The following is a 12828-nucleotide window of genomic DNA, read 5'->3' as shown; positions in this document are numbered from 1 at the left end:
AGACCTATCATGCAAGACAACAACTGCTGGATCCTGGCGGCCCAGTGCCCGAGCCGACTGGGTACGGTGGACGTGGTGACGCGCTTCCTCAAGGAGCAGCGTTGCTACATCACCGAGCAGCACTCCTTCGATGACCGGCTGAGCGGGGGCTTCTTCATCCGCACCGAATTCCGGCCCGAGGAGGCGGGGTTCGATGCCACCCCCTTCCAGGCCGGCTTCGCCGAGCGGGCCGCCGAGTTCGCAATGAGCTTCGAGCTGACCCCGCCAGGACGGCGCATACCGGTGGTGATCCTGGTCTCCAGGGCCGATCATTGCCTCAACGACCTGCTCTACCGCTATCGCATCGGCCAGTTGCCCATCGAGATCCGCGCCATCGTTTCCAACCACCCCGACCTGGCGCCCTTGGCGGAGTGGCATGACATCCCCTACCACCACTTCCCGATCACCCCCGAGACCAAGTCCGAGCAGGAAGCCCGTGTCTGGGAGGTGGTCGAGACGTCCGGCGCCGAGCTGGTGATCCTGGCCCGCTACATGCAAGTCCTCTCCAGCGACATGTGCGAGAAGCTCGCCGGTCGGGCGATCAATATCCACCACTCGCTGCTGCCCGGCTTCAAGGGGGCACGCCCCTACCACCAGGCCTACGAGAAGGGGGTCAAGCTGGTCGGGGCGACGGCCCACTACATCAACGACGACCTGGACGAGGGGCCGATCATCACCCAGGGGGTGGAGCCTGTCGGCCATGCCGACTACCCGGAGGACCTGGTGGCCAAGGGGCGCGATATCGAGTGTCTCACGCTGGCCCGGGCCGTCGCCCTGCACGTGGAGCGGCGGGTCTTCCTGCATGCCGGGCGCACGGTCGTGTTTGATCGCTAGCACGATGTCGACGCAGCCAGTGCCGTTTCCACAAGCGACTTCACCGGCGCCAGGCCCGAGCCGCCGGCCTTGGCCTTGCTGCATCGTTGGTCGACATGCGCCGCACTCCGCTGTGAGAAGCACTCCCTGCACCATAAGCCTTCCTATCATCGGAAGGTCAGGCGCTGATATCGTGATGGGAACAGCCTTGCTTGGCTATTCTTCATTGCCCACGATGCTCGCCAACGCGATGCAGTGGCAGTCATTCAGCTCCTTTTCAGGATCATCGGTTACAACGGGGACTCCCCTGATCGAATCAAGAGGTAGTGACATGCGTAAGAGATTGTTGGTAATGGCCTTTGGAATGTTCTCGACCGCCGCCATGGCAGCAGGCGAACACGCTGGCCAGCACGCTGAGCAAGGCGATGCCCGGGTAGATCGGACCATCAGCTTCGAGGCCGGCGACATGTGGTTCACCCCCGGCAAGCTGGATATCGAGCCGGGCGAGACGGTGAAGTTCGAGATCGCCAACACCGGCAATCTCGAGCACGAGTTCGTGATCGGCGATGCCCAGGCCCAGGAAGCGCACCGCAAGATGATGCAGGAGATGGGGGCGGCCGGGCATGGTGGGCACGGCGACCATCATGGCCACGACATGGCCGAAGGCGAGCACGGTGGCCAGATGCCTTCGGTGACCATCGCGCCGGGTGAAACCACCACCCTGGTATGGACCGCGCCCGCGGAGGTCGATAGCCTGGAGTTCGCCTGCAACCTTCCCGGCCACTACGAGTCGGGCATGTCGGGAATGATCGATATCCAGGGCTGACGCATGAAGCTGTTGCTTCTCGAAGACGATGACCTGCTGGCCGAGAGCCTGGCAGAGACCCTTGAAGACAACGGCTATCGCATCGACTCGGCCACGAGCATCCGTGAGGCCGAGTCCTTGATGGCGACCGAAGACTACGCGCTGGCGATCCTCGACCTCGGCCTGCCCGATGGTTCGGGGCTCGACCTGCTGGAGCGATGGCGGCATCAGGGGCATGACTTGCCCGTTCTCGTCCTCACGGCCCGGGATACCTGGGAGGACAAGGTCGTCGGGCTGCGGCGTGGCGCGGATGACTATCTGACCAAGCCGTTCCACGAAGCCGAGTTGCTGGCCAGGCTGCACGCGCTGCTGCGGCGCCGCTCCGGCGGCGGGGTCCATGGCCTGACCCTCCACGGCATCCGGCTCGATGAGGACACGCAGCGTGTCAGTACCGATGGGGCGACCTGGCAGGCCCTCACGGCCACCGAGTTCCGGCTGCTGCGGTATCTGATGCATCACCCCGACCGGCTGCACTCCAAGTCGCAACTCCTCGACCAGCTTTATGCGCTGGAGCAGGATGCCGCCGCCCCGAACCTGGTCGAGGTCTATATCGGCCGCTTGCGACGTCGGCTCGGCAAGGATGTCATCCAGACCCGGCGTGGCCAGGGGTACATCTTTGTTTCGCATTGATCGGCGCAGCCTGCGCTTCCACCTGTTCACCTGGTTGTGTGGTGTCGCCCTGGTCGTCGTCGGGACGACCTGGCTGCTGCACGGCTTCCTGTTGCAGGATCTGGCACGGGACTTTCTCGGCGAGCGTCTGCGTCAGGAGGCCAGCCATACCCTGCAGCAGCTTCGCCAGGACCGCTCCTCGGCACCTTCCCTGCTTGATTCGGCGAGCCAGGGTTACCAAGTGTTCCATCACCTCTATGTGCTGCAGCTGAATGGCGAGGTCACCACGTCCCATCCGCGCTGGTTGGCGCCACTCGAGCCCCACCTGGAGGGGGAGGACGATGCCCTCGTCGATGTCGTGTGGCAGGACCGCCAGCTACTGATCCATCGCCGCGCCTTCACGCTGGAGGGTGGTCGGGGGGTGTTGCTGATCGGTGAGGATTTCGCCCAAGTGAAGGCGGGGCTGGCGACGCTGCACTGGTGGGTCGGGGGCATTGCCGGCCTGCTGCTGGTGTTGCTGTTCGCCCTCAACCTGATGGCGGTCAACCGAGGCTTGCGTCCGCTGTCCCGGCTGCAGCGTCAGCTCCACGAGCTGCAGTCGGGCAGTCGGCATCGGCTTGACCTCGAGACGCCCTCCGAACTCGATGACCTGGTGGCGCAGCTCAACCGCTTCATGGACGAGATCGACAGGCGCCTCGAGCGCTCCCGCGAATCCGTCGCCAACCTGTCGCATGCGCTGAAGACGCCCCTGGCGGCCGTCACCCAGGTGCTGCGGGGCTCCCGTCCCATCGATGACGAGCGCCGCCACAGGATGCTGCAGCGCCTGGAGGACATTCATGCCCAGCTCGCCGCCGAGTTGCGCCGATCACAGATCGCCGGGCCCCATGCCGGCCAGGTCACGCATCTGCGACGGGATGGCGAGCGCCTGATCGAGATGTTCGGCGTCCTCTATCCGGACAAGGACTTTCGCCTCGAGGTCCTTCCCGACGGTGAAGCCTGCGCGCCGATCGAATCCCGGGACTTCTCGGAGATGCTGGGCATCGTGCTCGACAATGCCGGGAAGTGGGCCGAGCGCGCGGTGGTCTGTCGCCTGGAACTGGCGTCATCGCTGAGGATCACCGTCGAGGACGATGGCCCCGGTGTGACGCCGGGTGACATTCCACTGCTGGGCCAGCGGGGGAGGCGTCTCGACGAGAGTCGCCCCGGCCACGGCCTGGGGCTCTCCATCCTTCGGCAGCTGGTCGAGCAGTACGGTGGCCAGCTGCGGTTCGACATCGGTGCGCGAGGAGGCCTGCGGGTGGTGCTCACCATTGCCCATGGCGAGCCGTGTCCCTGACCGCGCCATTCAGCCTTGTTTCAGCTTGGTGGGTCACTATCGACTCCTGTTTCATCCCCTGACAGGAGACACGCATGGCAAGCTCGAAAGCTGCTGCTTTCCCTCTCTCGCGCCGCCAGATCCTCCAGGGCGGTGCCGCCCTGGGGCTGAGTACGGCGGCTTTGGGCCTGCAGCCGACCTGGGCCAACCCCTGGGGGCAGAGCACGGCCTATCCCAAGGGCGTCGAGGAGGGCCCCGAAGTCGCCCTGGCCATCCGCCGGGAGTCATTGCCCATCGACGGCCGGGCCGCCCGCCCGATCAGCATCAATGGCACCAGCCCCGGCCCCCTGATCCGGCTCAAGGAGGGCCAGGATGCCGTCCTCAAGGTTACCAACCTGCTCGAGGAGCCGACGTCCATCCACTGGCACGGCCTGATCCTGCCCGCGGCGATGGACGGCGTGCCGGGGATCAGCTTCGCCGGCATCGAACCGGGCGAGACCTTCACCTACCGTTTTCCGGTCCGCCAGAACGGCACCTACTGGTATCACAGCCACTCGGGCTTGCAGGAGCAGCTCGGCCATGCCGGGCCGCTGATCATCGATGCGGCCGAGCGGGAGCCCTTCCGCTACGACCGCGAGCATGTGCTACTGCTCACCGACTGGACCTTCGAGGATCCGGCCCGGGTGTTCCGTCACTTGAAGATCGGCGAGGGGTACTACAACTTCCAGGAGCGCACCATCGCCGACTTCCTGGCCGATGTACGCGCAGACGGCTTCGCCGACACGGCCAGGAGGCGCGCCATGTGGGCCCGGATGCGCATGAGCTCGCGGGATATCGCCGATGTCACCGGCAGCACCTATACCTACCTGCTCAACGGGCATGCCCCGGGAGAGAACTGGACGGCGCTGTTCAACCCCGGCGAGCGGGTTCGCCTCCGCGTGATCAATGGCTCGGCGATGTCCTACTTCGATGTGCGCATCCCCGGGCTGAAGATGACCGTGGTGGCCGCCGATGGCCAGCCGGTACCCGTCGACGAGTTTCGTATCGGGGTCGCCGAGACCTACGACGTGCTCGTCGCGCCCGAAGCCGATACCGCCTATACCCTGTTCGCCGAGGCCATGGACCGCAGCGGCTACGCCCGCGGCACCCTGGCACCACGCGAGGGCATGACGGCGGCCATCCCGGAGCCTAGAAGGATTGCCGACCGCGGCATGGAAGCGATGGGCGCGCATGGTGGCATGGATCACTCAAGCATGGGCGACATGGAGCATTCCGCCATGGCGGGCATGGATCACTCCGATATGCGGGGCATGGACGACTCCACCATGGGCGACATGGAGCATTCCGCCATGGCGGGCATGGACCACTCCAATATGGCGGGCATGGATGAGGCCTCGTCGTCGGGAGAGGGGGAGGGCGCCATGCTCCCCGCCGGCGCCGCCCAGCCCGGCTCCCAATACGACCAGGCCGGTATCGGCATCGATCCTGACGAACGCCGCGTGCTGGTATATCGCGACCTCAAGGCCTTCACGCCGTGGCCCGACCGGCGTCCGCCCGGGCGTGAACTGGAGCTCCACCTGACCGGCAACATGGAACGCTATATGTGGTCCTTCGACGGCAAGAAATTCAGCGAGGTCTCTGGCCCCATCCATTTCCACAAGGACGAGCGCCTGCGCCTGATCCTGGTCAACGACACCATGATGGAGCATCCCATCCATCTCCACGGCATGTGGATGGAACTGGAAAACGGTGCCGGTGAACTGATTCCCCGCAAGCACACCCTGAACGTCAAGCCGGGGGAACGGGTGTCCGCCCTGATCACCGCCGATGCCGAAGGCAGTTGGGCGTTCCACTGTCATCTTCTCTACCACATGGATGCCGGCATGTTCCGGGTCGTCAAGGTCTCATAAGGAGCCTGCATGAAAACCAGGACTGCATTGCCCGTTAGCTGCGCCGCCCTTGCCATGCTGACGATGACCGGGGTTCACGCCGAGGATGGCTATGATGCCCCGGCCGACTGGCCATCGCCGATGGAGGAGCACCTCACGGGCGCGGTGCTCGTCGAGCGCCTCGAGTATGTCGTCCCCGACAAGGGAGACGAGGCCTGGGTCTGGGACTTCAATGCCTGGTATGGCGGCGATGTCCATCGCGTCTACCTCAAGGGCGAGGGCGAGAACGTGCAGGGCGATGGCGAGGATGCCGAGTTCGAATCCCTCGACCTGCTCTACAGCCGCCTGATCGACGACTTCTGGGAGCTCCAGGGCGGCATCGGCTATCAAGGCGGCATTGCCTCGGACGATCACCCCGAGCGCTATTTCGGTGTGATCGGCCTGCAGGGCTTGGCCCCCTACCGTATCGAAACCGATCTTGCCCTGAGGGTCAGCGACGAAGGCGATGTTTCGGCGGCCCTCGAGGCCGAGCATGACGTACGCCTGACGCAGCGGCTCTTCCTGCAGCCACGCACCGAGATCGTCGTGGCGGGCAGCGAGGTCGAGGAGTTCGGTGTGGGAGAGGGGCTCAACTCGGTACGGGCCGGCCTGCGGTTGCGCTACGAGATCAGCCGCAAGTTTGCCCCTTACCTCGGCGCTTACTGGGAAAAACGCTACGGCGATACCGCCGACCTGGCCCGGGTCCAGGGCGACCCCACGGAAGACACCGGGGTCGTGGCCGGTGTCAGGCTGATGTTGTAGCGGTGGTGTCTTCCGGTTCTGATCTGGGGGCTATTCAAGCACCTTGCTGCTTTGAGCTTAAAAAATCGATACACGGACTAGCACTTTTCCCGATGTCAGTACCACCTCTCAAGGAGTGTTGGCCTTCAACCACTGCCAGTAGTCTTGAATACCTGTACGTATATCCGTGTACTGAGGTGTGAAACCGAGCTCTCGTTGGGCCAGCGAGATATCCAGCGGCGCTCCCCTGACCACGAAGGGGCCGGGGCCGAGCTGGACGTTGGACCGCTTGCCGATGATATCCGCCACATGTTCGACGATCTGCAGGTGATCGACGGTGACACCGCTGGAGATGTTGAAGTTGCGGTGGGTGACGCTCTCCTTCTCGAACAACTTGACGATCCCGGCCGCCGTGTCGTGGACATGGGTCCAGTCCAGGGCCTGCTCGGAGCCGTTGGGCGCCTGGATGTCGTCGAGCCCTTCCAGCGGGCCGAACATCGCCTGGTAGACCAGGTGCATGTGCGAGGGGCGCTTGCCCGGGCCGTAGACGAAGAACAGCCGCGCGTTGCGCACGTCCATGCCGTAGGTGTCGCTGTATTGCAGCCCGTAGAGCTCGCCGGCGATCTTGGTGGCGCCGTAGAGATCGGTGGCCTTGTAGGGGGTCGCTTCGCTCTGCGGCCCGGGAGCATCGCCGTAGACGGCGCCGGAGCTCATGTTGACGACCTTGTCGATGCCCAGGATGCGACAGATCTCGAGCACGTTCAGGGTGCCGGTGGCATTGATCGAGATGTGCTTGAAGGGACGCTGCTGGAAGTGCGGCCCGGCGATGACCGAGACGCCGTGGATCACCCCTTCGAGGTCGTCGCGATGGCGCAGCATCAGCTCGAACATGCTGTGGTAGTCGAGCACGTCGACGCTTTCCAGCACCAGCTGGTCGCGCACCTCCTCCAGGTAGTCGAGCCCCAGCCGATCGAAGTGGCCGGCGGCCATGTCGGCGATGATGACCTGCTTGCCTTGCTTGGCCAGTTGGTAGGCCACCCAGGAGCCGACGTGGCCGAGCCCCCCCGTGATCAGAACGGACATGATGTGAATCTCCTTGATTGTCGCGGACAGGCGTTGCCTGCCCTAGTTGAGTACCAGGTCGGGCAGGAACATGACGATTGCCGGAAAACAGATGATGATCAGCAGTACCACGAACAGCGGGATATAGAACGGCATGGTTTCCCGCACCAGGCCCGCAAAGGACATGCCGGTGATCTTCTGTATCGTGAACAGCACGGTGCCGACCGGCGGCGTGATCAACCCGATCATCAGGGTGAAGATCATCACCACGCCGAAATGCACGGGATCGATACCGTATTGCACCACCACCGGCACCAACAGCGGCGTCAGCAGGAACAGTGCCGGTACCGAATCGATGAACAGCCCGATCAGCAGGATGAAAAGCGCGAGTAGCAGCAGCAGTGCCAGCGGGTCGGTGATGGTCGCGAGCAGGAAGTCCGCCACCAGGGCGGTGACCTGGTAGCGTGCCAACACCCAGCTGTACAGGGCACTGCCGGCGATGATGAACAGCAGGGCCGCGGTGTCGATGGCGGTGGCGCGCAGGATCTCCAGGAATTCCCGGAAGCTGATCGAGCGGTAGACCAGAAACGAGATGATCATGCAGTAGAGCAGCGCGACCACTGAGGCCTCGGTGGGGGTGAACACGCCCGACAGGATGCCCACGATGATGATCAGGGGTGTCAGCATCGGCAGCAGGCCTCGCGTGATGGCGAGGGTGAATTCGCTCAGGCGCGCCCTGGCTCGGGTGGGGAAGCCGCGGCGATGGGAGATGATGGCGACCATCACCATCAGGCCCAGCCCCATGAACAGCCCGGGAATGATGGAGGCCAGGAAGATTGCGGCAATCGAGGCATTGGCCAGGGCCCCGTAGATGACCGCGGGGATGCTGGGCGGAATGATCGGGCCGATGGTCGCCGAGCTGGCGGTGACCGCGGCGCTGAAGCCGGTCGGGTAGCCGTCGTCCTCCATGGCCTTGATCTCGAGCGCGCCGAGCCCCCCGGCATCGGCGACCGCCGAGCCCGACATCCCGGCGAACAGCATGCTGGCGACGATGTTGACGTGGCCCAGGCCGCCCTTGAGGTGGCCGACCATGGTGCGGGCGACGTCGAACACGCGGTCCGAGATGCCGGCACTGTTCATCAGCCGCCCGATGAGCAGGAAGGCGGGGATGGCCAGCAGGGTGAAGCTGTTGACCCCGTAGAGCGTACGCTGGGAGATCATCTCCATGGGGATGGCATCGAAGCCGCGGGTATAGCCCAGTACCAGGGCCGAGGAGGCGATCATGGCGAAGGCCACGGGAACGCCGATCATCAGCAGGATGATCAAGCCGACGAACATGATGACGAAAACTTCCATGGTCAATCACTCCTGCCGTTTTCGGTGGAGGGCCGGCGGCTGACGACGATGCGCTGGTAGAGGTCGTCGAGCAGCAGCCCGATCATCAGCAGCGCGGAAATCAGCTGGATGAGGTAGATATAGGAAAAGCTCATCTGGAAGGTGCTGGCCATGATGCCGGCCGTGCGGTCCATCATGTTCCAGGCGCCGACCACCAGCATCAGCAGCACCAGCACGCAGATCACGTCCGCCACACTGGCGGCGATGTTGCGAAGGGACGGACTCATGATGTCGGTGACGATGGTGATGCGAATGTGCTCCTGGTAACGCAAGGCGAGCACGGAGCCCAGGAAGATCTCGGCCAGGAACAGGTAGCGCGAGGCCTCGTCGGTCCAGGACACCGCAATGCCCAGGGCGTAGCGCGAGATGACCTGGATGGCCATGATGGCCAGCATCAGGGCGAAGGCGGTCATGACGACACCGGTCAGCAATCGCCAGAACAGGTCGAGGGCACGGGTAATGCGTTCCGCGGTTTTCACGGGCGCCTCCGAGGGATGTGGTTCGCAGTGGTGAGGAGGGGGCGATCCGCCGGTGGCGGCGGATCGCCCTGCCGTTCATTCGACCAGTGACAGGACGTAGTCGCGTACCGCGGGGTGATAGCTTTCGGCGATGTCGCGGATGGCGGGCTCGGCGGCACTGCGGAAGGCGGCCACGTCCGGCTCGACGACCGTCATGCCGAGTTCCTGGAGCTGCTGGTAGAGGTCGGCCTGGCCATCGGCGACCATCTCGTTACCCCAGGTGGTGGCCTCCTCGATGGCGCCGAGGATGATCTCGCGATCGTCGTCGGACAGCCCCTGGTAGAAGTCCTCGTTCATCAGCCAGTGGAAGAAGGAGTAGACGTGCTCGGTGCGATTGATGTGGCTCTGCACCTCGTAGATCTTGCCGGCATGGATCAGGTCGACCGGGTTTTCCTGCATCTCGATCACCCCGGTCTGCAGCGAGGTGTAGACCTCGGGCCAGGCGATGGGGCTGGGCAGGGCGCCGATCTCCTCCCAGATCTGGAGCCAGGGGGCGATCTCGGGAACGCGCATGCGTACGCCCTCGACGTCCTCCGGTGCCTCGACCGCGAAGTTGGAGGTCAGGTTGCGCGGGTTGCGCGCGGAAAGCCCGACCAGGCGCATGTTGCCATTGGTAACCAACTGCTCGTTGAGTAGCTCGCCGGTTTCCCCTTCGTAGACTTCCCTGGCCTCCCCGCTGGAGCCGTAGACGAACGGTAGATCGGCGGCGGAGAACTCCTCGGCATACAGCGTCATGGGCATCGAGCCCCCCAGGGCGATGTCGTATTCGCCGTAGCTGGCACCCTCGAGGTGGTCGCGTTCGCCACCCACCTCGGTGCCCAGCAGGGTGATCGAGAACTCGCCGTTGGTCTGCTCCTCGATGCTTTCCTTGAGCCGCTCGCCGACCTTGAACATGGCGTGCGAGGGCTCGACGTGGATGGCGATGGCCAGCTCCGCGGCCGAGGCATTCGCCGCGGTGGCGAGGGAGGCGAGGCCGGCGAGGACGATGCCGCTTGCTGTTATTGTCTTCATCTTGAGTACCCCTGTGCGGTTCGAGCTTGGGTGGCGTGTCGTTGCTTCTTCATCCTGAAAACGGGCTTTGATAGGCCCGCAACGCGACGGCGAGGTCGGGTTCCTGTCTGGCATGGTCTTCCAGGGTCACACCGCTGGCGGTGGCCTCCCAGGCGGCGCGAAGGCTGCGGCAGCCGGCGGCCACCCCGTCGGGATGGCCCATGATGCCGCCCCCGCACGTGAAGATGAGGTCGGTCGACTTCAGCGCCGCGAAGGTAGGGGGCGCCTGGTGGACCGTCTGCGCCGAGGAGAACACCGGCAAGGCGCGGTCGTCCCGGCCCGGTGCCTCGAGCAACGGGGTGAGGCAGGCGCGGGCCGAGTCGATTACCGAGGCATCGGCCTCGGCGAACTTGCTGCCCAGCCCGTTGACGTGCAGATGGTCGGCCCCCGCCAGGCGCAGCAGGGCCTGGTAGGCGCGATAGTCGATGCCGATTTGCGGATGGCGATAGAACAGGCCCCAGCCGTTGCGATGGCCATGGATCGGCAGCTCCGCGTGACGACGCAGCGCCACCAGCGAGGCCATGCCGATCCAGTTGACGCTGGCCATGACGCAGGTGCCGCCATGGGCCCGAACCAAGTCGTGGCGCCGGCGCATCTCGTCGATATCACCGGTGATGTTGAAGGCATACATCGGCTTGCGCCCGGTGCGCTGGGCGTGCTCCTCGATGACCCGCATGACCGCCGGGACACGCTCGGCCAGCGGCGAGTAGGGGGGATCGGCGATCAGCTCGTCGTCCTTGATGAAGTCGATGCCCGCCTCGATCAGTTGGCGGACCAGGTCCGCCGTTTCCTCGGGCGACAGGCCCACGCTGGGCTTGATGATGGTGCCGATCAGCGGGCCGTGGTCGACCCCGGCGAGGCGCCGCGTGCCGGCGATGGAGAACTGCGGCCCCGGGAAGGCCTCGATGAAGTCGCGCGGCAGCTCGACGTCCGTCAGCCGGATGCCGGAGAGTTCGCGCAGCTCGGTGAGGTTGCCCAGCACCGTGGCGAGCAGATTGGGCAGGCTGGCGCCGATGTTCTCCTGCGGCCAGGACAGGGTGACATTGGCCCGATGATAGGCATCGCCAGTCAGCGAACCGGGCAGGGATGGCGTGTCCACGGTGGCGAGGAGGGCCACCGACTCGACCCGCGCAGCGTGGCGTTCACGCAATGCATCGGTCTCACCGGCGAGCTTGAGGAAGGTGCCGGAGGACTGCTCGCCGGCCATGGCCGCGGCGGCGCGCTCGGGGTCGAGCGGCGTCTCGATGCGATAGCTGGCGCGGATCCTGGGCAGGCCAGGTCGGGCCTGGGGTGATGCCATTGGTGTGCTCCTGCCGGGTGAAGCCGGTCTGTTGTTGTGGTTAGAAAGCTAGCACGGGTTATTTGGTAGCGCTACCATATTTTTCATTCTAGGATAGACTGAAAGGAACGCAACCCGGCTGGATGAGGACGTGGGCATGGCGATCGACAAGGCGGGCGTTCGGGAACGGCGCCGTCATCGCGGCGACAACCGCGTGACCATCGAGGACGTGGCCAAACAGGCGGGGGTCGCCCCGATCACGGTGTCGCGCGCTCTGAACACCCCGGAGAAGGTCTCGGCCCGCCTGCGCGAACGCATCGACCAGGCGGTGGAGACGCTGGGCTATGTGCCGAACCTGATCGCCGGCGGGCTGGCCTCGGCGGGCACCCGGGTGATTCCGGTGGTGGTGCCGTCGCTGTCGATCCTGACCTTCATCGAGGTGATCCACGGCATCCAGCAGACCCTGGAAGCCGCCGGCTACCAGGTGCTGCTGGGCTCGTCCGATTTCGACCTGGACCGTGAGTCAGCGTTGCTTGACTCGGTGCTGGGCTACTCGCCCTCCGGGGTGATCCTGACCGGGCTGCGGCATCACGAGAGCACCGTGCGTCGCCTGAAGGCCTGGGGGCGCCCGGTGGTCGAGATCATGGAGCTCGGCGATGCCAGCATCGACATGAACGTGGGTGTGGATAACGCCGAGGTAGGGGCCTGCATGGCGCTGCACCTGTTGGAGCGGGGCTATCGGCGCATCGCCTTCCTGGGCACCGGCATGGCACGCGACTATCGGGCCAGGCAGCGTTACGAGGGGCATCGCCGGGTACTACTGGAGGCCGGGGTGGAGAGCGAGCTGCTGTTCCAGCAAGACGAGCCCTCCTCGTATGAAGTGGGCCGGCAGCTGTTCCTCGAGGCGCTGGAGGCGCGTCCCGATCTCGAGGCGCTGCACTTCGCCAACGACAACCTGGCCGCCGGGGCGATCCTGGAAGCCAATCGGCGCGGGATGCGGGTGCCGGAGGATATCGCCATCGGCGGCTATCTGGGCCTGTCACTGGGGGAGCACCTGACCCCTCGCCTGACCACCGTGACGGTGCCACGCTTCGAGATGGGCGTCGAAGCGGCCAAGCTGTTGCTGGCCCGCCTGGAGGGCCGGTCGCCCGCCTTGCCGCGGGTCGACATCGGCTATGAACTGACCGTGCGCGAGAGCACCTGAACCCGTGCCC

General features: G+C 65.1%; 12 protein-coding genes. 7 read left to right on the top strand and 5 right to left on the bottom strand.

Features of this window, described 5'->3' with window-relative positions; translation table 11 throughout:
• Positions 1-9 precede the first annotated feature (9 nt).
• From purU to CR157_RS14900, 6 genes are all read left to right on the top strand, one after another.
• The gene (purU, locus tag CR157_RS14925) at positions 10-873 is read left to right on the top strand and encodes a formyltetrahydrofolate deformylase (RefSeq protein ID WP_219999956.1); all 864 of its coding nucleotides are present in this window, start codon (positions 10-12) and stop codon (positions 871-873) included.
• A gap of 310 nt (positions 874-1183) precedes the next feature.
• Positions 1184-1678 carry a cupredoxin domain-containing protein gene (locus tag CR157_RS14920; protein WP_110284318.1) on the top strand — a complete coding sequence of 165 codons (495 nt, stop codon included), beginning with the start codon at positions 1184-1186 and terminating at the stop codon, positions 1676-1678.
• Positions 1679-1681: 3 nt separating this feature from the next.
• Positions 1682-2347, top strand: a complete 666-nt coding sequence (locus CR157_RS14915; protein ID WP_110284317.1) for a response regulator transcription factor — start codon at positions 1682-1684, stop codon at positions 2345-2347.
• Complete coding sequence (locus CR157_RS14910) at positions 2334-3662, top strand: ATP-binding protein (RefSeq protein WP_258364186.1); 1329 nt, start codon at positions 2334-2336, stop codon at positions 3660-3662. The genes CR157_RS14915 and CR157_RS14910 overlap by 14 nt, the downstream gene beginning before the upstream one ends.
• Positions 3663-3736: 74 nt before the next feature.
• Positions 3737-5551, top strand: a complete 1815-nt coding sequence (locus CR157_RS14905; protein WP_110284315.1) for a copper resistance system multicopper oxidase — start codon at positions 3737-3739, stop codon at positions 5549-5551.
• Between the two features lie 9 nt (positions 5552-5560).
• The gene (locus tag CR157_RS14900; protein WP_110284314.1) at positions 5561-6331 is read left to right on the top strand and encodes a copper resistance protein B; all 771 of its coding nucleotides are present in this window, start codon (positions 5561-5563) and stop codon (positions 6329-6331) included.
• Positions 6332-6439: 108 nt separating this feature from the next.
• Here the strand turns inward: CR157_RS14900 and CR157_RS14895 are convergent, their stop codons facing one another.
• The 5 genes from CR157_RS14895 to CR157_RS14875 form a co-directional block, all read right to left on the bottom strand.
• Positions 6440-7393, bottom strand: coding sequence for an NAD-dependent epimerase/dehydratase family protein (locus CR157_RS14895; RefSeq protein ID WP_110284313.1), 954 nt, complete (start codon positions 7391-7393; stop codon positions 6440-6442).
• A gap of 42 nt (positions 7394-7435) precedes the next feature.
• Positions 7436-8728 carry a TRAP transporter large permease gene (locus tag CR157_RS14890; protein ID WP_110284312.1) on the bottom strand — a complete coding sequence of 431 codons (1293 nt, stop codon included), beginning with the start codon at positions 8726-8728 and terminating at the stop codon, positions 7436-7438.
• Between the two features lie 2 nt (positions 8729-8730).
• A complete protein-coding gene (locus CR157_RS14885; RefSeq protein WP_258364185.1) occupies positions 8731-9246 on the bottom strand; it encodes a TRAP transporter small permease in 516 nt (171 codons plus the stop codon).
• Positions 9247-9321: 75 nt separating this feature from the next.
• The gene (locus CR157_RS14880) at positions 9322-10296 is read right to left on the bottom strand and encodes a TRAP transporter substrate-binding protein (RefSeq protein WP_110284311.1); all 975 of its coding nucleotides are present in this window, start codon (positions 10294-10296) and stop codon (positions 9322-9324) included.
• 49 nt (positions 10297-10345) lie between these two features.
• Positions 10346-11635 carry a ribulose-bisphosphate carboxylase large subunit family protein gene (locus tag CR157_RS14875; protein WP_110284310.1) on the bottom strand — a complete coding sequence of 430 codons (1290 nt, stop codon included), beginning with the start codon at positions 11633-11635 and terminating at the stop codon, positions 10346-10348.
• A 136-nt stretch (positions 11636-11771) separates the two neighbouring features.
• Between CR157_RS14875 and CR157_RS14870 the strand changes: the two genes are divergently transcribed.
• Complete coding sequence (locus CR157_RS14870; protein ID WP_110284309.1) at positions 11772-12818, top strand: LacI family DNA-binding transcriptional regulator; 1047 nt, start codon at positions 11772-11774, stop codon at positions 12816-12818.
• Positions 12819-12828: the final 10 nt, after the last annotated feature.

Origin of the sequence: Halomonas sp. LBP4, assembly GCF_003202205.1 — a bacterium.
Taxonomy (GTDB): Bacteria; Pseudomonadota; Gammaproteobacteria; order Pseudomonadales; family Halomonadaceae; genus Halomonas; species Halomonas flagellata.
Note: the sequence above shows the minus strand (reverse complement) of the source record. Positions and strands in the feature narration are given on the sequence as shown.

Coding starts and splice junctions, on each gene's coding strand:
- purU (WP_219999956.1), top strand. CDS start 10: ATGCAAGACAACAACTGCTGGATCCTGGCGGCCCAGTGCCCGAGCCGA.
- CR157_RS14920 (WP_110284318.1), top strand. CDS start 1,184: ATGCGTAAGAGATTGTTGGTAATGGCCTTTGGAATGTTCTCGACCGCC.
- CR157_RS14915 (WP_110284317.1), top strand. CDS start 1,682: ATGAAGCTGTTGCTTCTCGAAGACGATGACCTGCTGGCCGAGAGCCTG.
- CR157_RS14905 (WP_110284315.1), top strand. CDS start 3,737: ATGGCAAGCTCGAAAGCTGCTGCTTTCCCTCTCTCGCGCCGCCAGATC.
- CR157_RS14900 (WP_110284314.1), top strand. CDS start 5,561: ATGAAAACCAGGACTGCATTGCCCGTTAGCTGCGCCGCCCTTGCCATG.
- CR157_RS14895 (WP_110284313.1), bottom strand. CDS start 7,393: ATGTCCGTTCTGATCACGGGGGGGCTCGGCCACGTCGGCTCCTGGGTG.
- CR157_RS14890 (WP_110284312.1), bottom strand. CDS start 8,728: ATGGAAGTTTTCGTCATCATGTTCGTCGGCTTGATCATCCTGCTGATG.
- CR157_RS14880 (WP_110284311.1), bottom strand. CDS start 10,296: ATGAAGACAATAACAGCAAGCGGCATCGTCCTCGCCGGCCTCGCCTCC.
- CR157_RS14875 (WP_110284310.1), bottom strand. CDS start 11,635: ATGGCATCACCCCAGGCCCGACCTGGCCTGCCCAGGATCCGCGCCAGC.
- CR157_RS14870 (WP_110284309.1), top strand. CDS start 11,772: ATGGCGATCGACAAGGCGGGCGTTCGGGAACGGCGCCGTCATCGCGGC.